Source organism: Ponticaulis profundi (assembly GCF_042659465.1).
Classification (GTDB): domain Bacteria; phylum Pseudomonadota; class Alphaproteobacteria; order Caulobacterales; family Hyphomonadaceae; genus Ponticaulis; species Ponticaulis profundi.
Genome location: NZ_JBHSSW010000066.1, coordinates 284,668 through 310,137 on the forward strand (window position 1 = coordinate 284,668; position 25,470 = coordinate 310,137).

22 protein-coding genes and 2 tRNA genes are annotated in these 25,470 nt (G+C 54.5%); 16 read left to right on the forward strand and 8 right to left on the reverse strand.

The features are described 5' to 3' along the window. Positions 1-15: 15 nt before the first annotated feature. The gene (locus ACFQDM_RS17315) at positions 16-711 is read left to right on the forward strand and encodes a squalene/phytoene synthase family protein (RefSeq protein ID WP_377381368.1); all 696 of its coding nucleotides are present in this window, start codon (positions 16-18) and stop codon (positions 709-711) included. On the opposite strand, the gene trmFO is transcribed toward ACFQDM_RS17315, so the two are convergent. Both trmFO and ACFQDM_RS17325 read right to left on the reverse strand, forming a co-directional pair. After that, positions 708-2,108: a methylenetetrahydrofolate--tRNA-(uracil(54)-C(5))-methyltransferase (FADH(2)-oxidizing) TrmFO gene (trmFO, locus tag ACFQDM_RS17320; RefSeq protein ID WP_377381370.1), complete on the reverse strand. Its 1,401-nt coding sequence runs from the start codon at positions 2,106-2,108 to the stop codon at positions 708-710. The two genes, ACFQDM_RS17315 and trmFO, sit on opposite strands and share 4 nt — an antisense overlap. A 38-nt stretch (positions 2,109-2,146) precedes the next feature. Beyond that, positions 2,147-2,977: a sterol desaturase family protein gene (locus ACFQDM_RS17325; RefSeq protein ID WP_377381373.1), complete on the reverse strand. Its 831-nt coding sequence runs from the start codon at positions 2,975-2,977 to the stop codon at positions 2,147-2,149. A gap of 127 nt (positions 2,978-3,104) precedes the next feature. On the opposite strand from ACFQDM_RS17325, the gene ACFQDM_RS17330 reads away from it, so the two are divergent. Then, positions 3,105-3,980, forward strand: coding sequence for a hypothetical protein (locus ACFQDM_RS17330; RefSeq protein WP_377381375.1), 876 nt, complete (start codon positions 3,105-3,107; stop codon positions 3,978-3,980). On the opposite strand, the gene ACFQDM_RS17335 is transcribed toward ACFQDM_RS17330, so the two are convergent. Continuing rightward, the gene (locus tag ACFQDM_RS17335; RefSeq protein ID WP_377381377.1) at positions 3,977-5,077 is read right to left on the reverse strand and encodes a hypothetical protein; all 1,101 of its coding nucleotides are present in this window, start codon (positions 5,075-5,077) and stop codon (positions 3,977-3,979) included. The genes ACFQDM_RS17330 and ACFQDM_RS17335 overlap by 4 nt on opposite strands. A gap of 159 nt (positions 5,078-5,236) precedes the next feature. Here ACFQDM_RS17335 and ACFQDM_RS17340 point away from each other — a divergent pair, with 159 nt between their 5' ends. Next, the gene (locus ACFQDM_RS17340; protein ID WP_377381380.1) at positions 5,237-5,767 is read left to right on the forward strand and encodes a hypothetical protein; all 531 of its coding nucleotides are present in this window, start codon (positions 5,237-5,239) and stop codon (positions 5,765-5,767) included. Between the two features lie 123 nt (positions 5,768-5,890). On the opposite strand, the gene uvrA is transcribed toward ACFQDM_RS17340, so the two are convergent. Then, on the reverse strand, positions 5,891-8,800 hold the full coding sequence (gene uvrA / locus ACFQDM_RS17345) for an excinuclease ABC subunit UvrA (RefSeq protein ID WP_377381383.1): 2,910 nt from the start codon (positions 8,798-8,800) through the stop codon (positions 5,891-5,893). 200 nt (positions 8,801-9,000) lie between these two features. Here uvrA and ssb point away from each other — a divergent pair, with 200 nt between their 5' ends. From ssb to ACFQDM_RS17380, 7 genes are all read left to right on the forward strand, one after another. Beyond that, positions 9,001-9,474: a single-stranded DNA-binding protein gene (gene ssb / locus ACFQDM_RS17350; protein WP_377381386.1), complete on the forward strand. Its 474-nt coding sequence runs from the start codon at positions 9,001-9,003 to the stop codon at positions 9,472-9,474. A 140-nt stretch (positions 9,475-9,614) separates the two neighbouring features. Next, positions 9,615-12,368, forward strand: a complete 2,754-nt coding sequence (gene gyrA / locus ACFQDM_RS17355) for a DNA gyrase subunit A (protein ID WP_377381388.1) — start codon at positions 9,615-9,617, stop codon at positions 12,366-12,368. A 17-nt stretch (positions 12,369-12,385) separates the two neighbouring features. Continuing rightward, a complete protein-coding gene (gene coaD, locus ACFQDM_RS17360; RefSeq protein ID WP_377381391.1) occupies positions 12,386-12,880 on the forward strand; it encodes a pantetheine-phosphate adenylyltransferase in 495 nt (164 codons plus the stop codon). After that, positions 12,877-13,773 carry a peptidylprolyl isomerase gene (locus ACFQDM_RS17365; RefSeq protein ID WP_377381394.1) on the forward strand — a complete coding sequence of 299 codons (897 nt, stop codon included), beginning with the start codon at positions 12,877-12,879 and terminating at the stop codon, positions 13,771-13,773. The genes coaD and ACFQDM_RS17365 overlap by 4 nt, the downstream gene beginning before the upstream one ends. A 7-nt stretch (positions 13,774-13,780) precedes the next feature. Continuing rightward, positions 13,781-14,839 (forward strand): tRNA preQ1(34) S-adenosylmethionine ribosyltransferase-isomerase QueA, encoded by a 1,059-nt coding sequence (gene queA / locus ACFQDM_RS17370; RefSeq protein WP_377381397.1) that lies wholly within the window; start codon positions 13,781-13,783, stop codon positions 14,837-14,839. After that, positions 14,836-15,960 carry a tRNA guanosine(34) transglycosylase Tgt gene (gene tgt, locus ACFQDM_RS17375; RefSeq protein WP_377381400.1) on the forward strand — a complete coding sequence of 375 codons (1,125 nt, stop codon included), beginning with the start codon at positions 14,836-14,838 and terminating at the stop codon, positions 15,958-15,960. Before queA ends, tgt begins: the two co-directional genes overlap by 4 nt. Positions 15,961-16,095: 135 nt before the next feature. Then, positions 16,096-16,171 (forward strand) — tRNA-Lys (locus ACFQDM_RS17380). Between the two features lie 91 nt (positions 16,172-16,262). On the opposite strand, the gene ACFQDM_RS17385 is transcribed toward ACFQDM_RS17380, so the two are convergent. Further along, a tRNA-Val gene (locus tag ACFQDM_RS17385) sits at positions 16,263-16,337 on the reverse strand. A gap of 271 nt (positions 16,338-16,608) precedes the next feature. Here ACFQDM_RS17385 and ACFQDM_RS17390 point away from each other — a divergent pair. Continuing rightward, on the forward strand, positions 16,609-16,866 hold the full coding sequence (locus ACFQDM_RS17390; RefSeq protein ID WP_377381402.1) for a hypothetical protein: 258 nt from the start codon (positions 16,609-16,611) through the stop codon (positions 16,864-16,866). On the opposite strand, the gene ACFQDM_RS17395 is transcribed toward ACFQDM_RS17390, so the two are convergent. Further along, the gene (locus ACFQDM_RS17395; RefSeq protein ID WP_377381405.1) at positions 16,863-17,540 is read right to left on the reverse strand and encodes an HAD-IA family hydrolase; all 678 of its coding nucleotides are present in this window, start codon (positions 17,538-17,540) and stop codon (positions 16,863-16,865) included. The two genes, ACFQDM_RS17390 and ACFQDM_RS17395, sit on opposite strands and share 4 nt — an antisense overlap. 84 nt (positions 17,541-17,624) lie before the next feature. Between ACFQDM_RS17395 and glmU the strand changes: the two genes are divergently transcribed. From glmU to ACFQDM_RS17420, 5 genes are all read left to right on the forward strand, one after another. Beyond that, positions 17,625-18,971 (forward strand): bifunctional UDP-N-acetylglucosamine diphosphorylase/glucosamine-1-phosphate N-acetyltransferase GlmU, encoded by a 1,347-nt coding sequence (gene glmU / locus ACFQDM_RS17400; RefSeq protein ID WP_377381408.1) that lies wholly within the window; start codon positions 17,625-17,627, stop codon positions 18,969-18,971. A 1-nt stretch (position 18,972) separates the two neighbouring features. Continuing rightward, complete coding sequence (gene rpiA / locus ACFQDM_RS17405) at positions 18,973-19,680, forward strand: ribose-5-phosphate isomerase RpiA (RefSeq protein WP_377381411.1); 708 nt, start codon at positions 18,973-18,975, stop codon at positions 19,678-19,680. A 12-nt stretch (positions 19,681-19,692) separates the two neighbouring features. Continuing rightward, positions 19,693-21,075 (forward strand): glutathione-disulfide reductase, encoded by a 1,383-nt coding sequence (gene gor / locus ACFQDM_RS17410; RefSeq protein WP_377381413.1) that lies wholly within the window; start codon positions 19,693-19,695, stop codon positions 21,073-21,075. A 227-nt stretch (positions 21,076-21,302) separates the two neighbouring features. Next, the gene (locus ACFQDM_RS17415; RefSeq protein WP_377381415.1) at positions 21,303-22,682 is read left to right on the forward strand and encodes a class II 3-deoxy-7-phosphoheptulonate synthase; all 1,380 of its coding nucleotides are present in this window, start codon (positions 21,303-21,305) and stop codon (positions 22,680-22,682) included. A 21-nt stretch (positions 22,683-22,703) separates the two neighbouring features. Beyond that, positions 22,704-24,071: an MATE family efflux transporter gene (locus ACFQDM_RS17420; RefSeq protein WP_377381417.1), complete on the forward strand. Its 1,368-nt coding sequence runs from the start codon at positions 22,704-22,706 to the stop codon at positions 24,069-24,071. A gap of 28 nt (positions 24,072-24,099) precedes the next feature. Here the strand turns inward: ACFQDM_RS17420 and ACFQDM_RS17425 are convergent, their stop codons facing one another. Together ACFQDM_RS17425 and ACFQDM_RS17430 are read right to left on the reverse strand one after the other, a co-directional pair. Next, a complete protein-coding gene (locus ACFQDM_RS17425; RefSeq protein ID WP_377381419.1) occupies positions 24,100-24,366 on the reverse strand; it encodes an HU family DNA-binding protein in 267 nt (88 codons plus the stop codon). Positions 24,367-24,461: 95 nt separating this feature from the next. Beyond that, the gene (locus ACFQDM_RS17430; protein WP_377381422.1) at positions 24,462-25,370 is read right to left on the reverse strand and encodes a cobalamin biosynthesis protein CbiG; all 909 of its coding nucleotides are present in this window, start codon (positions 25,368-25,370) and stop codon (positions 24,462-24,464) included. Between the last annotated feature and the right edge of the window lie 100 nt (positions 25,371-25,470).

Genomic DNA, 25,470 nt, shown 5'->3' on the forward strand with positions numbered 1-25,470 from the left:
GATATTGTGATCGTCATGCCCGAGACCAAGCATGAAAGTCCAGATTTCTTCAAAAGATTAGAGACTTTTGTGAAACGTAACCACGAAACGCTTTGGCTGGGGACGAGGTTCCTGCCAGTTGCGCGCAGACGGCGAGCCTTATGCATTCTTTGTCTGGATGGTGAGTTTTATCGAATTGTCACCAGTGTGAATGAAGAGATGATCGGCCAGATCAGGCTTCAGTGGTGGCGAGATGAAATCGAGCGATTGAAAGCTGGCGAAGCGCCGCAAAAGTCCATGGCCGGTGAGGCGCTTGGATATCTGCTCAAGGAAAACGCAGACGACGCGGCGCATGTTCTGCGCTTGCTGGATGCCTATGACGATCATCTTGGCAAACAGGAAACACGTTACGCGGAAAACCTGTTTGGCGCGCTTATGGATGACAGACCTCGGGGCGGTGCATCTTCGTCCGTCAGCACGGTTTGCGGCCGCGTCTTTCAGCTGGCCAATCAGAAGGTCTCCGGTGAACCGCTCACCGATGCCGTAAATGAGCTGGCGGATCGAACGTCGTCGCTGGAGGACGAAGAATGGGCCTGGGTCAGTCTCTTTGATCTGCTGCCATTCTGGCTGGAGAAGAAAAACCCGGCCCCGATCGCCAAACGCTGGCGCATCTGGCGATCTTTTCTGGGTGGCGAGAAGCGCTTGCAATCCCGCCTGAGGCGCTGGGCTTAGACGGTTTCGGCTTCGGTCGCCGCTTTCCACGCCTTAATATCGGCAAGTGCGCGTTGCGCCATGACACGCTTGCGGGCGCGCCCTTTTTCTTTGCCGCGAATGCGCTTTCCGTTCTCGTCCTTGTTCGGCACGTTTTCCGCAGGCGGGAACAGCCCGAAATTGACGTTCATCGGCTGGAAGGTGCCGCCGGCTTCCAGGTGTCCGCCGGTAATATGCGTGAGCAGAGCCCCAAGCGCCGTCGTGGGCGGAGGCGGCGTGAGGTCCTTGCCAAGACGCTCAGCCGCAGCAAAGCGTCCCGCCAGCAAGCCCATGGAGGCGCTCTCAACATATCCTTCGACACCGGTGACCTGACCAGCAAAGCGCAGGCGCGGCATCTTTTTCAGGCGCAACTGATTGTCGATCAGTTTCGGCGAGTTGATGAAGGTGTTCCGGTGAATGCCGCCAAGGCGTGAGAAGACCGCGTTCTCAAGGCCGGGAATCATTCGGAAGATTTCCGTCTGGGCGCCGTATTTCAGCTTGGTCTGAAAACCGACCATATTCCACAGCGTACCGAGCGCGTTATCCTGACGAAGTTGCACAACCGCATGGGCTTTAACGTCCGGCTGGTGCGCATTCGTCAGGCCGATGGGTTTCATCGGGCCATAGCGCAGCGTCTCGCGGCCACGTTCGGCCATGACCTCAATCGGAAGACAGCCTTCGAAATACGGCGTGTCTTTTTCCCAATCCTTGAATTCGGTTTTGTCACCAGCGAGCAGGGCATCGATGAAGGCATTATACTGGTCTTCATCCATGGGGCAGTTGATATAGGCCGCTGTGTCGCCATGAGGTCCCGGCTTGTCATAGCGGGACTGGCGCCACGCTTTCGTCATGTCGACGCTGTCGAGCTGCACGATCGGGGCAATGGCGTCAAAAAAGGCCAGATCCTCTTCGCCGGTCAGCTCGCCAATCGCATGGGCAAGCGCCTCAGAGGTGAGGGGGCCCGTCGCAATAATGACCGATGACCAGTCTTCCGGCGGAATGGTCTCTACCTCTTCCCGGACAATCGTAATGTTCGGGTGCGATTCCAGTTTCTTCGTGATGGCAGCGGAAAATCCATCGCGGTCAACGGCCAGCGCAGATCCGGCCGGCACCTGGTGATCGGCAGCCGTCGTGATGATCAGACCATTCAGGCGACGCATTTCTTCATGAAGCACGCCAACAGCATTCCCTTCATGATCGTCAGACCGGAAGGAGTTGGAGCAGACAAGCTCTGCGAGATGATCGGTTTTATGCGCATGGGTGCCTTTGACGCCGCGCATTTCGTGAAGAATGACGGGTACGCCGAGATTGGCAGCCTGCCAGGCTGCTTCAGATCCGGCCATGCCGCCGCCGACAATATGGATAGGTTCGATACTCATTGCGCTAAATTGGGTAAACTTGCGCAAGCGTCAAGCGGTCAGATGTCCGCTGCACGTGTCTCGGGTCGCACGAAGATCGATTTGCCAAATCGAACCGTTTCAATCAGCGGCCAGAAAAAGAGTTTCGGCAGATTGTGATTTGGCGATCCCTCGAAGCCCAGCGGCTCCTTGCACGGCCCTGGAACATAGTAGGTGCCAAACAGCACGTCCCAGAAGCTAAAGATGTTGGCGAGGTTTTTGCCGTATGCCACAGGCTTGTCGGCATGGTGCCATTGATGAAATCGCGGCGTGGCGATCACCTTCGACAACGGTCCAAGATGAATGTCGACATCAACATGAACGAAGCGATTATAGAGTGAGCGCGCAATTTCCAGACCCGCAGCAGCGGCTGGCGGCAATCCCATCCAGCTCAGGATCACTGTATAGGAGCCAACCATCACGACAGACTCCAGAATATGGACGCGCAGTGAGGTTGTGTGATTCATGTCCGGATCGGAATGATGCACGGCATGAATGATCCAGAAACCCGGTTTGTGCAAAAGTCGGTGGTTCCAGTAATCGGCAAAATCCTTGCCGATCAGGCTGATAAGCAGGATCAGCCAGAAAGGATATGAGCTCCAGAAAGAGACCGGAATATGCGGGATGGAAAGGGCTTCATAGCCATCACGCACCAGATCGTTGAGGAGATACACAGAGGGCGCGACCAGGACATTCAGAAAGCCCAGCGCAATATTCGAAGCACCGCTTTTCATCATGCCCGGCGTCCAGTGAAATGCCGCCATGCCCTTCTTCCAAACCGACAGCGCCAGACTCAGGAAAAACGGTATGAAAACGGACATAAGTGAAAACGCGAATATGGCTTTGAGCATGGCCACCTCTCCTTGCGCGCGATTTTCACAGAATGAGGTTGATTTGGAGCTTTCAGGATCCATTCAATTTCTTGGAATTTCCGCGAAATCGTCCTAGACGCGTAGTCTAACGAAAGGGTTTTGGAATATGTCGAACGGCGCGAAACTGCCAATCCTGCAGGCTGCTCAATATAGCTGGCGATTTGCTGCTGCGTCGTGGATGCCGGTCCTGCCAGCCTATCTCATCAAAGCGTTGATCATGGGCGTGACGTTTTCCCTGCTGATAAGCGCCGATCCAAATCATTCAGGTCTTGGCCTGGCGGGTCTGATCTTGTGGTTCGTGGCCGCTATGTCCTGCATGGCGATGACATTGAGATTAGCCATTCGTGGCAGTTTTGATGGCGTTCTCGGTCTTCAGCTTGGCAATGACGAACGACGCCTGATGATGGCGCACGCGATGTATGCCGGCATGATGTTCATGGTGTTTATCATCGCGGCATTTCTGGCGACCTTGGTGGTCCTCGTCTTTGTGACCTCGCAAGTCGTCGACACAGCCGCCATTGAAAACGATCCTGAAGCCATGGCGCAAGCCGCTGAAGCATCCCTTCAGACGCCGCTGGGTCAATTCACGAGCGTGATCTCAACAGCGCTCGTCGCTTTGCCAGTGCTGTGGTTGAGCGCGCGTCTGGTCACGTTTCCGGCGGCAACGATTGCCCGCAACAAGATCATGATCTTTGAGACCTGGAAGTGGACCAAGGGCGTTGCTCTGCCCATCATCGGAGCCATCATCGTCGCCATCGGACCGTTCTGGCTTGTATATCAGTTTGGCCAATGGCTCGCGACGGCGATATTTGATCTGCCATGGATGATGTTCTGGAATGAAGAGACGATCCTCAGCGTCACAAGACTGCAGGCGTTTATCATCGGCGGAATGGCGGGACTTTTCTCGATACCGATGAGCCTCGTTTCAGCCGGGCTCTCCGCCTTCATGTATCGTGGATTTGATCCCGACCTTTCGGACTAGACCTGCTTTTTGCGCACGCTCCAGATGAAACCATCATACCAGTAGTGGAGCAGGGTGACGGTTAGGATCAGCGCGAAAACCCGGTCCCATCCCGGCGTCGCGAGCATTTCCCATATTCCGTAAGCACAGGTGGGAACCAGCAGGATCGCGATGATGAGCCAGGGTTTGAGTTTCGGAGGGGCTCTGTCGATCTTGCACGTCTTCGCAATGGCATTGCCTTCGCGGGCGTAGAGAATGCCGAAATACTGGATCGCATGATAGACATTCATGGCCGCGAAAGCCGTCGCAAATGGGTTGAAGCCCCATGAAATGATGGAAGCGACGCCCATGGACAACATGAGAAGTACTTTCTGCGGGGATATCTGATAGCCCTTCTTCGAAAGGCGCCAGTACCCAATCACATAGATGGCGCAAATCAGCAGGCAGACAGGGATCACGATCCAGCGGATCAGCTGGGCGTGCCCCATAACATTCTGGGGAAGTGTCGTGAGCGCGGCGGCGCCGACTTCTGCGAAATTATTGATGCTGTCGACGTGAAAGGCGAGTGTCACGCCGGCAAGAAGCGGACCTGCGTACAGAACCTGGTTCATCATCGAATCCAGCAGTCGACCAGCATGTGCGTCATTGCCCATACGCATGTCGTAAATGCGTGCCAGTCCGAAGTTCTGCATCCCCGCGTGATACGCGTCCCAGATCACGGCAACGACCGATGCGATGACGAGAAACCAGAGGTTTGCGGACAGTGCGACAAACAACAGGACGGGAATAACCGTGAATCGCAATGGCCAGCGACTGAACACCTCTTTGTTCAAATGGCTTCGAAATCCGACGGCAAGGAGGTGGGCGGTCGTCAGTACACCGCACACAAAGCTGAGAATACCCTCTTCATAGTTGAAGGCGGCAATCGTGTACCAAAGGCCCGTATTGGACAGAGAGAGCAGGACAAGAACGCCAAGCAGCGGGCTACCATAAATGATCAGCGCATCGGCACGCGGACCGATAATGCAAAACTTCTTCTGAAAAAGCGGCGCGGCCCAATTGGCAATCTTCTGCCAGTAAGATGCGGCCGGGGCGCGCTGGTCTGCGGTATAGCTCATGGAAATCTCCCGAGGGAGTTTAGAGCATAACGCGCTTAATTCGGGTTTAGGATTGGCGGTGGAATTTTACGGATCGGGCCGGGGTCGGGGTCGCTGCCCGGACGTCGAAATTCCCCAAAACTTATCCGACAGGGCGATGGGCGAGCCTATACTCGGCTTATGACCCACGCGCCCGCCTCTCACATCACTTGTCACGCGTTCTGCGCGATCGGCTTGTATCTGGCGCGGCTGCTTGGTGAGGTCGCGCGTCTTCAGACATCGGGAATGCGAGATGCACCTGCGAACATCACGTCCATGGTGGGCTCGGCCAATGTAATGGTGTTTGCCTTTATCCGCAGTCTGGCCGCAACGGAGCTTTCGTCTTCAGGGTATTCTGATGCCGCAAATATCCTGCGAGACTGGCACCATCATCACGACATGGCTGTGCCTCTCAGGATTGACGAACCTCACTCACCAACTGAGCTGAGGCGGCAGCTTGAAGACAGCATGGCCCTGTTCGAGCGGGCTGAGGTGCTGGCGCACCAGCTTGCCTGCATGATCACCTGCGCGCTGGGCCATACAATCCCGGTTGAGCCCGTCTCGCCTTATCTTTTGCTTATCGAGCTAAGACCGGTCAGCCATTCACCGCGCACTCACGGACCTACGCCAGATCCCTGGCCACCACCTGACCGTTCAAGTCGCGACGCATAGGTCGGCTCGTCCTGACCCGACCCTTACAAATTCCCAAACCTTATCATTTGCGCGGCAGAGCCCCCTCTGCGGCGATAAAGGCGCATGCCTTTGCGCGCAATGCGGGGCTTTACGCCCCGCACATCACCCCGCAGCTTTTGCCGCTTTGATACGGCGTTTGGCGCGGGCGGCGCGGCGCTCTTCATGACGCTCAAATGTCTCTTTCAGGAAGTGGCCGGTCCAGCTGCCGTCAGTTTTTGCAACATCCTCTGGCGTGCCGCTTGCCACAATGCGTCCGCCGCCATCGCCGCCCTCAGGCCCCAGGTCCAGCACCCAGTCGGCGGTTTTGATGACGTCGAGATTATGCTCAATCACGACGACCGTATTGCCATTGTCGACAAGCTCATGAAGCACTTCAAGCAGTTTGCGGACGTCCTCGAAATGAAGTCCGGTGGTCGGCTCATCGAGAATATACAGCGTTCTGCCGGTCGCGCGTTTTGAGAGTTCTTTCGACAGTTTTACCCGCTGTGCCTCACCACCAGACAGGGTGTTCGCTTGCTGACCAACCTTGATGTAGGAAAGACCAACCCGGTTCAGCGTTTCCATCTTCGTGCGAATGGACGGCACCGCTGCGAAGAATTCTTCGGCTTCTTCAACGGTCATATCGAGCACATCAGCGATCGATTTGCCTTTGTAGAGGACTTCCAGCGTCTCGCGATTATAGCGTTTGCCCTTGCAGGTGTCGCAGGTCACATAAACGTCGGGCAAAAAGTGCATTTCGATTTTGATGACGCCGTCGCCCTGACAGGCTTCACACCGTCCGCCTTTCACATTGAAGGAGAAGCGACCCGGTTTGTATCCGCGCTGTTTCGACTCAGGCAGGCCGGCGAACCAGTCGCGAATAGGGCCAAAGGCGCCGGTGTAAGTTGCCGGGTTTGATCTCGGTGTCCGACCGATTGGAGACTGGTCGATATCAATGACTTTATCGAGATGCTGAAGGCCTTCAATGGCTTCGTGCGGGCCGGGAACCGCCTGCGCCTTCATCAGCTTTCTGGCGAGCGCCTTTTGGAGCGTTTCGATGATGAGCGTGGATTTGCCACCACCGGAAACACCCGTGACGCAAGTGAACGTACCCAGCGGAATTTCTGCGGTCACATTCTTGAGGTTGTTGCCCGTTGCGCCTTTGAGCGTGATCGATTTCGTCTTTTTCGACCAGCGGCGTTTTTCAGGGATCGGGATCTCACGCTCACCGGACAGATAGGCGCCTGTCAGACTGTTCTCGTCGGCGATGATTTCGGCCGGTGTTCCCTGAGACACGACGCGGCCGCCATGAACACCTGCGGCTGGTCCCATATCGATGACATGGTCAGCTGTCAGGATCGCATCTTCATCATGCTCGACGACAATGACCGAGTTTCCGAGATCCCGCAGACGCTTCAGCGTTTCGAGCAGGCGTTCATTGTCCTTCTGGTGCAGGCCAATACTCGGCTCATCAAGCACATAAAGAACGCCGGTCAGGCCAGAACCGATCTGACTTGCAAGGCGGATGCGCTGACTTTCACCGCCGGAAAGTGTGCCGGAAGCGCGAGACAGGTTGAGATAGTCGAGACCAACGTCATTGAGGAAGATCAGCCGGTCTCGGATTTCTTTCAGTATCCGCGTCGCAATTTCGACGTTCTGCGGCGAAAGGTGGTCTTCAGCCTGAGCAAACCAGTCTTTCGCATTCCGGATTGAAAACGCGGTCGCTTCAGAGATATCCAGCCCGCCGATCTTGACGGCCAGAGCTTCCGGTTTCAGACGTTTTCCCTTGCAGGCAGGGCAAGGCTGAGCAGACTGAAATTTGGCAATCTCATCACGGACCCAGGTGCTGTCCGTTTCGCGCCAGCGGCGTTCCAGATTTGGAATGACGCCTTCGAACGGTTTCTTCACCTCATAGCGGCGCATTCCGTCATCATAGACGAACGGAACTTCTTTTCCGCCGGTGCCATGCAGGATGACATTCTGAACCTCGTCGCTCAGCTCCGTCCACTTTGTCTGGAGTTTGAACTTATAGGCTTTGCCCAGAGCCTGCAGTGTCTGGGTCTGATAGGGTGAGGTCGACTTTGCCCAGGGGGCAATCGCGCCGTCCTGAAGAGATTTATCGCGTTCCGGTACAATGAGCGCAGCGTCTATTTTCAGCTGTTCGCCCAGGCCATCACATGTCGGGCATGCACCGAACGGGTTGTTGAACGAAAACAGTCGGGGTTCGATTTCCGGAATGGTGAACCCGGATACGGGGCATGCAAAATTGGCTGAGAAGATAATCCGCTCGGGTGTCTCGGTTTCCTCTCGCGTTGCCAGTTCGGCGACAGCGATCCCGTCAGCAAGATCGAGCGCGGCTTCAAAGCTCTCTGCCAGCCGCTGTTCCATGCCTTCCCGTACGACGATGCGATCGACAACGACATCGATGTCATGCTTGAATTTCTTGTCGAGTGTCGGCGGATCTTCGAGATCATAGAACTCGCCGTCCACTTTGACCCGCTGATAGCCTTTCTTCAGGAGTTCCGCGAATTCCTTGCGATACTCACCTTTCCGACCGCGCACGATCGGCGCGAGGAGATAGAGGCGAGTGCCTTCCTCAAGCGCCAGCGTCCGGTCGACCATCTGGCTGACGGTCTGACTTTCAATCGGCAATCCGGTCGCGGGCGAGTATGGCGTTCCGACACGCGCCCAAAGCAGGCGCATATAGTCGTAAATTTCCGTAACGGTACCAACCGTTGAACGCGGGTTCCGGCTTGTCGTTTTCTGCTCAATCGAAATGGCCGGTGACAGTCCCTCAATGCTATCGACATCGGGCTTTTGCATCAGCTCCAGAAACTGACGGGCATAGGCAGAAAGGCTTTCGACATAGCGGCGCTGGCCTTCGGCATAGATGGTATCGAAGGCGAGAGACGATTTCCCCGAACCGGACAATCCGGTCATCACAACCAGTTCGCCTCTCGGGATATCGATATCAACATTTTTCAGATTGTGTTCTTTCGCGCCGCGCACGCGAATAAAATTGCTGTCCGTCATATACGTGGTCTGCTCTGGCCTTAATTCAGGTTACGAAGTTGATCGAGAGTCTGATTTGACATCAAGAACAAAAAAAGAACATACTGCCCCGGTCTTGTGAAGCCTGTTGGTAGGGGTGAGATGGGGCTCGTACTTGTCTCGTAAAATGGGTTAACTCACTACAGAATCATAGTGCTTGATGAACGAAAGGGAAGGGCGACATGGCAGGCTCAGTGAATAAGGTCATTCTGGTCGGCAATCTTGGTCGCGATCCGGAAATCCGCCAGATGAACAATGGCGGTTCTATTGCGAACCTCAGCATTGCGACGTCGGAAAGCTGGCGCGATCGCAGCTCTGGCGAGCGTCGCGAGAAAACCGAATGGCACCGCGTTGTCATTTTTTCCGAAGGTCTTGTGAAGATCGCGGAGCAGTATCTTCGCAAAGGATCGAAAGTCTATATTGAGGGGCAGCTTGAAACCCGCAAATGGACAGATCAAAGCGGTCAGGAAAAGTACACGACTGAAGTCGTGCTTCGTAACTTCAACTCGGCTCTGACGATGCTGGACGGCCGCGATGGTCCATCCGGTGGCGGCGGTGGCGGTCGCATGGAATCGGGTGGCTATGGCGAACCACGCCAGATGGAAGGTCCGCGTCAGGACTTTTCACAGGATCTGGACGACGAAATCCCGTTCTAGGCGCCATTTGGTGCACGTTAGCTCCTGGAAGCGAGGTGAAGTGCTTGGTTGCTCCGCAGCCAGGTGCTAACCTTTCTTCTTTGATCATCACTGAGTCGCGAACTGTGTCGCGGCTCTGACACAGTTTCAGAGAGTACGTCTTGTCGTCAGAAAACGATACGCCAGAAGAGCTGCCAGAAGATGGTGTGGATCCGATCACGATCGAAGATGAGCTGAAACGCTCCTATCTCGATTATGCCATGAGCGTTATTGTCAGCCGGGCTCTGCCAGACGTTCGAGACGGTCTGAAACCTGTTCACCGGCGCATCCTTTATGCGATGCATGAAGGCGGCAATACGCCGGATAAACCATTCCGTAAGTCTGCGAACATTGTCGGTGCTGTGATGGGTAATTATCACCCGCACGGTGACTCGGCGATCTATGACGCACTTGTTCGTATGGCGCAGCCGTTTGCGATGGGACTGCCGCTGATCCAGGGTCAGGGTAACTTCGGTTCGATCGATAACGATCCACCAGCCGCCATGCGTTATACAGAAAGCCGCATGGCCAAGGCGGCGACGTATCTGCTCGCAGATATTCGCAAAGATACTGTCGATTTCCAGGACAACTATGATGGCTCACAGAGTGAGCCGATTGTGCTTCCGGCTCAGTTTCCAAATCTTCTGGTAAACGGTGCTGGCGGTATTGCCGTTGGTATGGCGACGAATATCCCGCCGCATAACCTCGGAGAGGTTGTGACGGCAACGCTTGCCATGATCGATGATCCGACGATCGACGATGAAGAATTGCTTCAAATCGTACCTGGCCCGGACTTCCCGACAGGTGGTCTGATCATGGGGCGCGCTGGGGCGCGAAACGGCCTGCTGACCGCGCGTGGTTCCGTTATCATGCGCTCGCGTACGCATTTTGAAACCATGAGAAATGGCCGCGAAGCGATCATCGTTACGGAAATTCCGTATCAGGTGAACAAAGCCAGCTTGGTCGAAAAAATCGCCGAACTTGTCCGTGACAAGCGCGTGGAAGGCATTGCTGAACTTCGCGACGAAAGTGATCGCAACGGCATCCGCGTTGTGATTGAAGTCAAGAAAGACGCCTCTGAAGATGTCGTTCTGAACCAGCTTTACCGCTTCTCGTCACTGCAGACGAGCTTTGGTGTGAACATGCTGGCGCTGAACGGCGGCACTCCGGAACAGATGAACCTGCGTCAGATTTTGCAGGCGTTCATTCGTTTCCGGGAAGAGGTGGTGACCCGCCGAACCAAATTCGAGCTCAACAAAGCACGCGACCGGGCTCACGTCCTGGTTGGTCTCGCTCTGGCTGTCGCAAACATTGATGAAGTCATCCGGATCATTCGCCAGGCGCCGGACCCGAGCACAGCGCGAGAGCAGCTGCTTGCTGAAACATGGTCGGCCGCCGACATGGCTCCGCTGATCCGTTTGATTGCTGATCGCCGTACGGTGATGTCTGATGAAGACACGACGCGTCTTTCTGATGAGCAGGCGCGCGCCATTCTCGAACTTCGCCTTCACCGCCTGACGGGTCTTGGTCGTGATGAGATCGGCAATGAAGCGACAGGTCTGGCTGAACGAATTGCTGATTACCTCGATATTCTGCGCTCCCGTGCGCGCGTTCTGGATATCATTCGAGCTGAGCTCAACGAAGTCAGAGACAATTTTGCTGTTCCGCGCCGCTCTGAGATCGTGGAAAGCGATCTCGACATTGACGATGAAGACCTCATCGAGCGCGAGGAAATGGTCGTCACCTTTACCCATGGCGGCTATGTGAAACGCACGCCATTGTCGACATACCGCTCTCAGCACCGCGGCGGTAAAGGCCGGTCCGGCATGAGCATGAAGGATGAAGACTTCGTCACGCGGCTCTTTGCTGCGAGCACACATGCTGAAGTCCTGTTCTTCTCGTCGACAGGTATGGTCTACAAACACAAGGTCTACAAACTGCCGCTTGGAAATCCGCAGGCACGCGGTAAGGCGCTCGTGAATATTCTTCCTCTGGATGCCGGCGAGTATATTTCCAACGTCATGTTGCTGCCGGAAGACGAAGAAGAACGCCAGCGGCTGGATGTCATGTTCGCGACCCGCATGGGCGGTGTGCGCCGGAACAAGCTCAGTGATTTCGTTCAGGTGAATCGCAACGGCAAGATCGCGATGAAGCCTGATGAAGGCGACGGTATTGTTGGCGTTCAGATCTGTAGCGAACGCGATGATGTCATGCTGACAACGTCAAACGGGCAATGCATTCGTTTCCGTGTCGATGATGTCCGGGTCTTCTCCGGACGCACCTCATCCGGTGTGAGGGGTATTCGCCTTGGCGGTGATGACCGCGTTATTTCGCTGTCCATTCTACGCCATGTGGATGTGACATCAGAAGAAGCTCGCGCGTATCTGAAGCATGCAGCCGCCATGCGCCGCGCTCTGGATGAAAGTGCAGACGATGGCGAGGTCAGTGCCGAGCCGGAAGATGAAGCGATTGAAGATGTCGCTCTGAGCACGGAGCGCATTGCCCAGCTCGGCGCTGCAGAAGAGTTTATCCTCACGCTGACGGATAACGGCATGGGCAAGCGTGCTTCGGCCTATGATTACCGTGTCACAGGACGCGGCGGCAAAGGTCTGATTGCCCATAAACTTACCGGCGATCAGAAGATCGCCGCGTCTTTCCCGATCGATGAATCGGATGATGTCATGTTGGTGACAAATGGTGGCCAACTCATTCGTTGTCCCGTAAATCAGATCAGAATTGCCGGTCGTGCGACACAAGGCGTACGTGTCTTGAGGACGTCAGGCGAAGAAAAGGTTGTATCTGTCGAGCGTTTGGCCGAACAAGAGGACAAATCAGAGGCAGAAGACGGGGGTGACGAGAACGCCCCTGAAACATGATTTGAGGGGAGGGCTTGATGGCCAAACGAGTAGGAATGTATCCAGGCACATTTGATCCGCTGACAAACGGACATCTGGATATCATGGGACGGGCAGTCAAGCTTGTAGACAAGCTCGTCATTGGGGTGGCCATCAACGAAGCCAAAGGACCTTTGTTCTCGCTTGAAGAACGCGTCGAAATGGTGCTCGAGGCCGTTGAGCCCATGCGGGCCGAATGTGAGATTGAGGTTCGTCCGTTCGACAATCTGCTCATGCACTTTGCCGAAGACATTGATGCATCTGTAATCATTCGGGGGCTTCGCGCCGTTTCTGACTTCGAATATGAGTTTCAGATGGTCGCGATGAACCAGAAACTGAATGACGACGTTGAGACTGTCTTTCTGATGGCAGCACCCGAGTATCAGGCTGTTGCGTCGCGCCTCGTAAAGGAAATTGCGATGCTGGATGGCGAGATCAAACACTTTGTGCCTCCAAGCATTGAAAAACGTTTGAAGGATAAGCTGGGTAAATGAAGTCTCTGCTGAAAGCGCTGCTCGCGAGTGTTGGTCTGGCCACTTTGTCTGGCACAGCCGCAATTGCCCAAACCGACACGATGGAATTGTCGTTTGCTGAAGCCCTGGCGGACACGGCCAATTGGCGCGAAGTCGATCCGGAAAATCTGATCGTCTTTGATATTGCCACATCAGCAGGCGAGACGCGTGGCCGGGTGATTATCGAAACGGCGGCTTTTGCAGCGCCTCAGCACGTTGACCAGTTCAAGAAGATTGTCCGGAGCGGCGACTTTGATGGCACTATTTTTCATCGTGTCATCGATGACTTCATGGCGCAGGGCGGCGACGTTGCCGCCATGAAGCCGGAAGCCGAGCCTTGGCCGAACATTCCAGGCGAGTTCGTATTCCAGCGCAAACCAAACGATGCGTCAGATGACAAGCCGGCCGTTCAGTATCTCGGTGAAGCGAACACAGCGACGAATGGATATGCGTTAGGTTTCCCCATTCAGACGCAGTCTGAATTCCTGGCAGCTCTGACAGAAGACGGAATTGTTGAAAGCTGGATGCCGCACTGCAAGGGCATGGTTTCAACAGCGCGCACGTCTGATCCAAACTCTGGCCAGACCCAGTTCTTTCTCATGAGAGAAACATCTCCGCACCTGGATCGGCAGTACACGTCCTGGGGCCGGATCATCTCAGGCCAGGATGTCGTCGATGCGATCAAGACAGGGGAACCCGTTCGTCGCCCGGATGTCCTGAGCAAAGCGATCATGGCCTCAGATATGTCCGAAGACGAGCGTCCAAGAGTGCTTGTGCAAAGAACCGATGGCCCATTGTTTGAAACCGTTCTGACGGAGAATGCAGGCGCCAATGTTTGCACACTGTCGCCGGTGCCAGCGATCGTTTCTTACTGACGTGAATATGAGCGAACTTGACCGGTACGATTTCGATTTACCGGAAGACCTGATTGCATTGCGGCCAACGGAGCCACGCGATGCATGCCGTCTATTGAAAGTCGGGTCGGACGGAATTGATGACTGTGTGTTTCGCGATCTGCGAAACATTCTGCGTCCGGGTGATCTGCTCATTGGTAATAACACGCGGGTGATTCCGGCGTTACTGTTCGGCACCCGTCCATCGCGCGATGAAACGTCCTCTGACGTTACTGTTCAAGTGAATCTGCTTGAGGCGCTGGGCGATCTCAGCTGGCTTTGCTTGTGTAAGCCGGGGCGCCGTTTGAAAGAGGGCGACAGGATCGCGTTTCCGGCAAACCTGGTGGCGCATGTCGCTGATAAACGGCCGGGCGGCGAGGTCGTGCTCCGGTTTGAAGGCGATGAAACGAGCTTCTGGACCAAGCTTCACGCGATCGGCGCGATGCCGATTCCGCCCTATATCGCAAAGAAACGGCCATCGGACGAAACGGATCTTACCAATTATCAGACGGTCTTTGCTGATAAAGAAGGGTCGGTTGCTGCGCCAACCGCAGGATTGCATTTCACAGATGCGCTGATCGAAGCGCTAAAGGCAGGCGGTGTCGGGTTTGAGACCGTAACGCTGCATGTTGGTGCGGGAACGTTTGCAGGTTTGACCGACGAAAATCTGCAAAGCGGACGTCTCCATGAGGAATGGTTTGACGTCTCGGCTGATGTGCTTCTCAAGATAAACGAAACAAAGGCTGGCGGGGGCCGCGTGGTTGCGATTGGAACAACGGCATTGCGGACGCTGGAATCGCTTCCGGAAACGCTCAGTGATGATGAAGGCTTGTCCGGCACGACGGACATTTTCATTCGTCCGGGCTACGCGTTCAAACATGTTGACGCATTGATCACGAATTTCCACTTGCCTCGCTCCAGCCTGTTTATGCTGGTGTGTGCTCTGGCGGGTGTTGAGGCAATGCAAACTGCCTATCGTCACGCCGTTCAGGAAAAATACCGGTTCTATTCCTATGGCGACGCGTGCTTTCTGGAGCGCTCATCATGACAGATTTTCCATTCAAGATCACAAAGACCGAGGGGCGGGCGCGAACGGGTGTTTTGTCGACCAGTCGCGGCGATATCCGAACGCCGGCTTTCATGCCGGTTGGCACGGCAGGCACTGTAAAGGCGCTGTACACCTCGCAGGTGGAAGAGGCCGGGGCGGATATTCTGCTCGGCAATACCTACCATTTGATGCTTCGACCAGGCAGTGACCGGGTTGCACGCCTTGGCGGGCTCCATAAGTTCATGCGCTGGGACAAGCCTATTCTGACCGATTCGGGCGGCTTTCAGGTCTGGTCTCTTACGGGCCTCAGGAAAATGACTGAGGAGGGCGTGTCCTTCAAATCGCATATAGACGGGTCCAGTCACTTTCTCTCTCCGGAACGGTCGATCGAGATTCAGGCCGATCATTTGGGTGCCGACATTTCCATGCAGCTCGATGAATGTACCAACTTCCCCGCTACGTATGAGGAAGCCCGGTCCTCAATGGAGATGTCCATTCGTTGGGGGCAAAGATCCCGCGATGCCTTTGGCGAACGCGAGACACAGAATCTGTTCGGTATTGTTCAGGGATCGACGTTCGAGGATCTGCGGAAACAATCGGCCGAACAATTGAGAGAGATTGAGTTTAACGGATATGCGATTGGTGGACTGGCCGTCGGTGAGGGTCATGATCGTATGATTGAGGTTATCAGTTTTACCGAGCCTCATCTGCCGAAAGATCGTCCGCGCTATCTGATGGGTGTTGGCAAGCCAATTGATCTCGTCGAGGCCGTTGCGCATGGCGTTGATATGTTTGATTGCGTTTTACCAACCCGGTCCGGGCGTCATGGCCAGGCCTGGACGTGGGATGGTCCGATCAATCTCAAGAATGCGCGCTTCATTGAAGACGATTCCCCTATTGATGAGACATCTGATTGCCCAGCAAGCCGGGATTACTCCAAGGCCTATCTGAACCATTTGTTCAAAGCAGGCGAATATCTCGCCCCAATGCTGTTGTCCTGGCACAATACGGCGTTCTTCCAGTCCCTCATGAGCCGGATTCGTCTATCGATCGAAGCGGGCGAGTTCGAATCGCTGAGACGCGAGCTGAACGGGAAATGGCGGAAAACCGTCGAAAAATAAGGTGCGTCCACTGAAGAACTGGTCCGGGAGCCTGTGGAAAAACCGGCTTTGAAAAGAAAGTTCAAAAAAGTCGAAAAAACTGCGTTCTTTTCATTGACCCGGAAGATCTGTCCCGTTATCTAGCCCAACTCCAACGTGCCCATAGCTCAGTCGGTAGAGCAACTGACTTTTAATCAGTAGGTCGTAGGTTCGAACCCTACTGGGCACACCATCTTCCCAAAATACCGAAATGACTGAGCGCGACGTGAAAACGTCGATGCCGCTTAGTGCGTTGTGTTTCTTTACATAATTACTGGAAATCGTGGTGGGCGATACTGGGATTGAACCAGTGACCCCTGCCGTGTGAAGGCAGTGCTCTCCCGCTGAGCTAATCGCCCCCAAATAAGTGGGAGACGCTCTCTAATGCGAGCGGGAGGCTTCGTCAATACATATAAAAATTGATCGAGATTAAATATGAACAATCGTTCATCAAGTATAGAATATGAATAGGTGTTCAGGAAAATAAGAAAAAATGTGTCAGAGATTGGGTAATATTGGTTTGGGTATTGATCGAGAGGGCTTTCTGCATATTCTCTACTGAAACAGAATAAAAAATCGGATGAATCGAGAAGGACACACTTAAACGACGATTGATCCAGGAGATTAGAGATGAATGGAGACTTTTGCACAAACGAAGGCGCGCTGAAGCTCAAGCAGAAAATTGAAGCTTACTGGAAAGACCGCGGATTTGATGTGAATATTGATCTAGTAGACGCAGGCTTTGTTGCCGCTATGCGCTCAGGTCGTACAGATGTTCGCAGCAATATGGTCAACGGCATGCCATCCCGAAACGAAGGGAAAGCCAGTCGTGATCTCGTGGCGCGTAAAAAGCCAATGGGCGCTGAAAGAGTGGCCGGCTGGGCCTAACTGAAAATATCTTCGAGTACGGCCAGGATGTTCCTGGCCGTATCTAGTTTGTGGGGGATGTTCATATCCCCGAGGACTGCGTCCGGGTAGCCATATGTCATGTAAATGAAGGGAACGGACGATGCGGCAGCGGCTTTGGCATCTGTTGAGGAGTCGCCGATCATCACCGCATCTTCGATTGTCCCGTTTGCAAGTTCGACCGTCTCGATGATGTGCTTTGCGGACGGTTTTTTCTCACTGGCGCGATCGGCACCGACGATCACATCAAAATAGTCCGCCATCCTGATATCGCCCAGAAGGTGCTCCGCCAGGCTTTGGGTTTTGTTGGTGCATACGGCGATCTTCGCTTGGCGTTCTTTCAAAACATCCAGCGTTTCGATGATGCCATCGAATGGCTTGCTGTGATCGGCGATATGCTCGACATAATAGTCCAGGAAATGTTGGTGCAGCAGATCCAGCAAGGCCGTGTTTAGCGTCGTGCCCGATCGGTCAGCCGACTGCTGGATCATGGCTCTGGCACCGTGCCCGATTGCGCTACGAACTGTCGGGAGGTCCACAGCTGCGAGTCCTTCCTTGTCGAACGCATAACAAAGCGATGCATGCAGGTCGGGCGCCGTATCAATCAGAGTACCATCAAGGTCGAAAAGAACGGTCTTGTCGTGCCAGCGCGTCATGCAAATGATCTCCGATAGTTTGACCGAATGCATATAGCGTGTATTGCCGTTTGCAAACTTACTCTGATCACCTGGAGCCCGTGAATGCAGCGCGCCGCTATCATCCTTGCCGCCGGCAAGGGCACTCGCATGAAATCGACGAAATCGAAGGTGATGCACAAGGTTGCAGGGCGGATGATGGTCGACTGGTCGCTCGCTCTGGCGTCAGATCTTGGGTGCGACCGCCAGGTGCTGGTTGTCGGTACGCATTCAGAACCGCTGCTTCAGCTCGCAAAGAGCCGGGTCGGAGACAGCGGCGTTGCAATTCAGGACCCTCCTATGGGCACCGGACATGCGGTCCAATGTGCAAAGCAAAATCTCGCAGGTTTCGAAGGGCATATCGTTATTCTCTACGCCGATACGCCTCTGCTTCCTGTGGAAGCCGTAGAGAATGCCTTCCGAGCATTGGATGAAGGGGCTGACATCACGGTCCTTGGGTTCAATGCCAAAGAACCTGGCGGCTATGGACGTTTGATTGTTGGCGAAGATGGCAGCCTGTTCAGAATTGTCGAAGCCAAAGATGCCGCGCCGGAAGAGCTGAGCGTTCGGTTTTGCAATTCAGGCGTCATGGCTGTGAAGTCAGAACACTTGTTTCAGCTTCTGGATCAGGTCGACAATAACAATGCCAAGGGCGAATATTATCTTACCGATATTATTGCGCTGGGCCGTCAAAAAGGCCTCACAGCGCGCGCTGTCGAGTGTGATGAGACGGATGTTCTTGGTGTGAACTCCCGCAGCCAGCTCGCAGAAGCGGAACGCGTCTTCCAGACCAAAACACGCGAATCTATGATGGATGCTGGCGTGACACTCACCGATCCTTCCTCTGTGTTCTTTTCATTTGATACGAAGATTGAAGCAGACGTGGAGATCGAACCGAATGTTGTCTTTGGTCCGGGTGTTACGGTTCAGTCTGGCGTTGTCATTCGAGCCTTCTCGCACATCGAAGGCGCAAGCCTTGGTGCCGGATCGACCGTTGGGCCATTTGCGCGGTTAAGACCGGGCGCGGTGCTGGATGATGGCGTCCATATTGGCAATTTTGTCGAAGTAAAAAATACGAAGATTGGCGCGGGTGCGAAAGCAAACCATCTCGCTTATCTCGGTGACGGCGATGTGGGCGCGGGTGCGAACATCGGCGCGGGGACGATCTTTTGCAATTATGATGGTTACTTCAAGCATCGAACGGTGCTGGGAGAGAATGCTTTCATTGGCTCTAATTCGTCGCTCGTTGCGCCCGTTCGAGTTGGCGCAAATGCCATGACAGGGTCGGGCAGCGTCATTACCGAAGATATTCCGGATGGTGCGTTGGCGCTTGGTCGCGCGCGTCAGGTTATTCGCGAAGGTTGGGCAAACCAGTACCATATCGAGATGAAATCGAAGAAGCAGGTAAAATAAGATGTCTGACGAGGATGCTAAAAGAAACGCTGCCGCTGCCGCGCTCGATTATGTCGAAGATGGCATGACCCTCGGCCTCGGTACCGGTTCAACGGCTGCCTTTTTTGTTGAGTTCCTTGCTGAAGAAGTTGCAGACGGGCTCGTTGTGCGAGGCGTTCCAACCTCGGAGTCGACGCGTCGCCTCGCTGAAACGCATGGTATCCCGATACTGCCGATCGAGCAGGTGGAACGCATTGATCTGACCGTAGACGGCGCTGACGAAATAGACCCGGGTGCAAATCTGATCAAAGGCGGCGGCGCTGCGCTTCTGCGCGAAAAGATCGTAGCAAACGCTTCAGATCATATGGTCGTCATTGCTGACGCAAGTAAGGCTGTCGAACAGCTCGGTGCATTCCCTTTGCCTGTCGAGGTAACGCCATTCGGTTTCACCATAACCGCGAAAAAAGTCTATGACGCGCTCTGTGCGACAGGTATCACGCGCCCAAAAGTGAAACTTCGTGAACTGCCGTCCAAGGGAACGCCTCTTGTGACGGATGGCGGGAACTACATATTGGATTGTTCGTGTCAGGTTATTCCAGACCCTCGGGCAACAGCGGTTGCTCTGTCTGTAATTCCGGGCGTTGTGGAACACGGCTTGTTTCTCAACATGGCGCGTACCGTCATTCTGGGTGACTCAGAAGGCGCGGAACTGTTGGAATTTGAATACTAAGGATACCCATTCATGGCTTATGATTATGATCTTTTCGTCATCGGAGCAGGTTCTGGTGGCGTGAGAGCAGCGCGTCGTGCAGCCATGGCGGGAGTGAAGGTCGCGGTTGCCGAAGAATATCGCGCAGGCGGCACATGTGTCATTCGCGGCTGCGTTCCTAAAAAATACATGGTCTATGCCAGCGAATTCGGCCGCTCGATTGAGCACGCGAAGCACTATGGCTGGTCCGTGGATAATGTGCGCTATGACCACGCAAAGTTCATGACAGCGCTGCACGAGGAAGTCGATCGTCTCTCAGGCATCTACACACGGAATCTGCGTAATGCGGGTGTCGATGTCATTGAAGACCGCGCTGTTTTTGAAGATGAGCACACGCTGAAACTCGTAAACGCGCGAAAGACCGTCACAGCGGAAAAAATTCTGATTGCGACAGGCGGCACGCCCTGGCGTCCCAGCGAAGAGGATCTGCCGGGGGTCGAGCATACGATCACGTCAAATGAAGTGTTTCATCTGGAAGCATTGCCCGAAAAAATCGTTATCGCTGGCGGTGGCTATATCGCGGTAGAGTTTGCGGGCGTTTTTGCAGGCCTTGGTGTGGAGACCACTCTGGTTTACCGAGGTGAGACCGTTCTTCGTGGATTTGATGCCGACATCCGTACGCATGTTCATGAAGAGCTGAAGCGCAAGGGCGTTCATGTGGTCACGCAGGCGATCTTCACCGAAATCGAGAAAACGGGTGAGAACAATTTCCGGGTTTCCCTGAGCAATGACGCTCACATTGAGGCAAATGTCGTCCTGATGGCCGTTGGTCGCGAGCCAGCGGTTGCCGGACTTGGTCTTGAAAACGTTGGTGTGAAGCAAGCGGAAAGCGGCGCGATCATCGTCGACGAATATTCCAAGACGAATGTAGATAACATCTGGGCTGTCGGCGATGTGACGGACCGGATGAATTTGACACCGGTCGCGATACGCGAAGGACAAGCGTTCACGGAAACTGTATTCAACGACAATCCGTCCTATTTTGAATACGAAAATGTTCCGACGGCTGTATTTTCTCAGCCACCTGTGGGCACCGTCGGCATCACGGAAGAAGAGGCCCGCCACAAATACGGAAAAGTTGACATCTACAAGACGACATTCCGTACGATGAAAGAAATCCTTTCAGGTGGTGAAGAGCGGGTGCTGATGAAGCTGATCGTTCGTGAAGAAGATCAGGTCGTTGTCGGTTGCCACATTGTCGGACCGGATGCGCCTGAGATCATTCAGGCTGTTGGGATTGCCGTGAAAATGGGTGCCACCAAGGACGATTTTGACCGGACATGCGCGCTTCATCCTTCGACGGCCGAAGAGCTTGTGACAATGCGCGAGAAATACATTCCACCTGAGCTGTCTTAAGCTGCATCTAGGGTGAAGTAGCAAACGTCTAGAACATGCGAATGTCGTGTGTTTGATGTTTGACATTCTCGGTCGATCAATCATAAGCGAACCGAACTTAGGTTAGTTCGAATTCGTCCGGTTTGAGCAAGAAACTTGCGGGCCGGGAGGGCTATGGCGCCCTTTGCGAAAAAAACTTGCTTGGCCGCAACCTTTGTGGTCTTTTCGCGCCCTTCAAGGAGAAGAGTATGACTTGGCAGCCATCATCCTGGCGCTCGAAGCCAGCGAAACACATTCCAGAGGATTATCCAGATCCTGCAAAACTGGCCGAGGTGGAGCAGACGCTTTCATCTTATCCGCCATTGGTTTTTGCAGGTGAAGCGCGTCGTCTGAAATCACGTCTTGCGGATGTGGCTGCTGGCAATGCATTTCTGCTTCAGGGTGGCGATTGTGCGGAGAGCTTCAAGGAGTTTCATCCGAACAATATTCGCGACACGTTCCGGGTCATCCTGCAGATGGCGGTTGCCATGACGTTCGCAGCCGAGAAGCCTGTCGTGAAGGTTGGTCGTATTGCCGGACAATTCGCCAAGCCAAGGTCGAGCCCGGTCGAAACCATTGATGGTGTCGAACTGCCTTCTTACCGCGGTGACATCATCAACGGTATGGAATTCACCGAAGAAGCGCGACTGCCAGATCCAACTCGTCTTCTGCAGGCTTACTCTCAGAGCGCAGCGACGCTGAACCTGCTTCGTGCTTTCTCTCAGGGTGGTTACGCCGATCTGACCAACGTTCATAAATGGATGCTGGGCTTCATTGAGCGTTCGCCTCAGGGTGAGCATTATCAGGCACTTGCAGATCAGATTTCCAAGTCCATGGCGTTCATGCGCGCTTGCGGCGTGACACCTGAAAAGTCGCCAATGCTGCAGCAGGTCGAGTTCTACACGTCCCACGAGGCTCTGCTTCTCGGATATGAAGAGGCGATGACCCGCGTCGATTCAACGTCGGGCGAGTGGTATGACACCTCAGCCCATATGCTCTGGATTGGCCACAGAACGCGTCAGGTGGATCATGCGCATGTCGAATTCTGTCGCGGTGTGAAGAACCCGATCGGCATCAAGTGCGGACCAGGTCTGGAAACAGACGAATTGCTGCGCCTGATCGATACGCTCAATCCGGAGAACGAGGCCGGACGTATCGTGCTGATCGCTCGTTTCGGTGCAGAGGGCATTGAAAAAGGCCTTCCACCAATCGTGCGTGCCGTCCAGAATGCAGGCAAAACCGTTGTGTGGTCTTCCGACCCGATGCACGGCAACACGCTTAAGACCGACAGTGGCTTCAAGACGCGCCCGGTGGATTTCGTTCTCTCGGAAGTTCGGGATTTCATCGACATCGTGTCGAGTGAAGGCGCGTATCCAGGTGGTGTGCATTTCGAGATGACCGGTCAGGATGTTACGGAGTGCATTGGTGGTGCTCAGGCCATTTCAGAGCAGGATCTGTCCTCGCGCTATCACACACATTGTGATCCACGTTTGAACGGTGAACAGGCCCTGGAGCTCGCATTCATGATTGCAGAAAAGCTGCAGACCATGAATAAGGGCCAGGTTCTGCAGAACGCTGCGTCTGCGTAAGTTGATTTAGGAAAACAGGTCATGTCCAGGTGGGATTGGCCCGCCTGGGCGCGGCCAACTGATGTTGTCGATCTTCTGCGATTGGCAAGTCCTATTGCCGTATCTCGGGCTTCCATGATGCTCATGGGTCTGACGGATACGATTGTGCTATCGCGCAATGCTCCCGAAGAGCTTCCATATATTCTGAACTCCTGGCTGCCGCTCGGCATTTGCCTTGGCGTCGCCATAGGCCTGTTGCTTGGTGTCTCCATTCTGACAGCCGAGATGGCGGGCCGGGGAGAGCAGGAGGATACCGGCCGCATTTTCCGACGCGGTGTCTGGCTGTCGCTCTTCTTTGGTGGGATCGCGACCGTCGTCGTTTATTTTGGAGCAGGTCCGCTTTTTCAGGCGCTTCGCTTCGAAGGTGCTTTGCTGGCCGGTGTGACGTCAGCAAGTGAGATCATGGCGTACGGAATCGCTGCGCATATGCTGTCCACGGCCGCAGGCAATTACCTGGAAGCTTTGCGACGTCCGATCTTCGTCAGTGTCGTGATGTATTTCGGCGTCGTCGTAAACCTGGGCTTCGATCTCGCCTTTGTCTCGGGTTTCTGGGGCATGCCGCAGCTTGGCGCTGATGGTGTTGCCATCGCGACATCAGGGACGAGGTGGTTCATCACTGCGCTGCTCTTTGTCGCTGTCTTCCTGGCGACTCCGGGTTTCAAACGGTCAAAGCCCGCGCCGAAAGGAGAAGCGCGCCATCAGATCGAGCTCGGCTATGGAATGGCGGCGAGCAGCATCGCTGAGTGGGGTGCCTTCAACTTTACCTTTGTGATCGCAACCTGGATCAGCCTCGTGGCCGGAACGCTTTATGGCATGGTGATCCACACAATTGGTTTTGTGTTCATGGCGTTTCTCGGGATCGGGACGGCAACGTCTGTACGCGTTGCGGAGGCACTTGGTCGGAACGAGTCACAGAATGCCCAGAATGCAGCGCGTCTCGGTGTCGTGACCAGCATACTTGTCGGTGCCATGTGTGCGCTTGTGATGTATTTCGGTTCAGATAGGGTGGCGAATGTGTTCGTCAGCACGGACGAGGTTCTCAACGCCGTTCAGCTGCATCCGGCTTTAAGTGGACTGGTCGCATTCTCGGCAATGGTGGTCATTTTTGATGGATTGCAGAACGTTGCGTCAATGGCCAGTCGCGCGCTTGGGGCCGTCTGGTCACCATCCGTGGTGCACATCACCAGCTATATCTTCATCATGCTGCCGCTCGCCTGGTATTTCGGTTTGCACCTTGAGCAAGGTGTCGGCGGCGTCGTGATGGGTGTGCTGATTGCTTCGTGTCTCGCAGGCATTACGCAAGTTATCTTGCTGGAATATCTGTCCCGGAGAAAAGTTGCGGCAAGCTGAGCATTTCGCATCAGCTTGCCAACAAACCTTAGATTTCCTTGAGGCCTTTTGCAGGCTTGAAAACAGCAACGGTTTTCGCAGGAATCTGAATTGTTTCGCGCGTAGAAGGGTTGATGCCTTCTCGAGCTGCGCGGTCTTTGGTTGCGAATGTGCCGAAGCCAGCAATCGCGACAGAATCTTTCGCCTTCAGGACAGAAATGATTTCGTCAAATGCTGCGTCGAGAACGCTCGCAACCTGTTTCGGAGGCATGCTGGTCTTTTCAGCGATAGCCTTAGCAAGCTCTGATTTGTTCATAATTACACTCCTCATGAAAGCACGCTGTGGTGCCTTGACGTAAGCCAAGTAGAATCTTTCACCGAAAGGCAAGGCGGGAACCGCGAAAAAACGCCTTAAATCCCCAGAATCCAGCCTTCTTCCCTGCAAATCACCTCAGATTCCACCTCATTTATTGCCTCCGGCTGGCGAAATAGCTCAGAAAGCTTCCCGTTTTCATCCAATTTTGAGAATTCGAAACACAGTGATTCGACCTGAGATTCGTCCTTTGTCTGGCCGGCGCGCGGTTTTGCCTGCACCAGTGATGGGTACACTTCGCTGAACAGAACCTGCGGAAACTGGTCCGCGCTGTCGATCCATCCGGTTTCCTGTGGCCAGATCGCAGAATTGTCGGCGAACTGATTTCTGAGCTCCAGAACGCGCGGAATGCCGGTCAGAGTCTGCCCTCCAACGGCACCCGCATAAGATAACTTCCAGACAGGTTGCGGTCGACCTCGTTTTTGCTCGATGCAACGTGTCTCGGTCAGACGAAATTCTGGCACATCGTCTTCCTGGTGATCACGCGCTTTCTTGACCGTAAGCGTGGTCAGTTCGTCTTTTCTGGCGCAGCCCCAGAACGGAAACGGGCCGTCAGATATCAGGCGGTTCATTCTAGCGGCGAGCGGAAACCGATTGTTGGAATTATCGGGACGATCTTTCATTTCCCGTGAAAGAAAGGTCGTCAGCGCTTCCCATGGGGATTGCTCGTCTGAACTGATGTTCAAAGCCGCGCTCGTACCTCCTGGGAACCCCAGAGAGAAATCGAAACCGACCAACACCCGGTCGCCGCGTTTTGTGAGACGCTCTATTGCGGCCTTTAGCTGTTGAACGGCTCTCTCGCGTGTTTCGGGGTTGCTGGATGAAAATTTCAGTTTCATCCGGGCGTCCGGTGTGAGCGCGCCAATCCAGATGGAATCAGAACCGGTGGTCGGTTTGGAAGCGGCGCTCCAGTCCACCATAATGTAGCTATCAAAAATCTTACGCATAACTCGTAGCCCAAAAAGAAAACCGGGCCTGCAAACAGCGCCCGGTCAAACATACACTATGAGTAAGTATCAATTCGGTTCGGTTCAACCGCTTCACGGG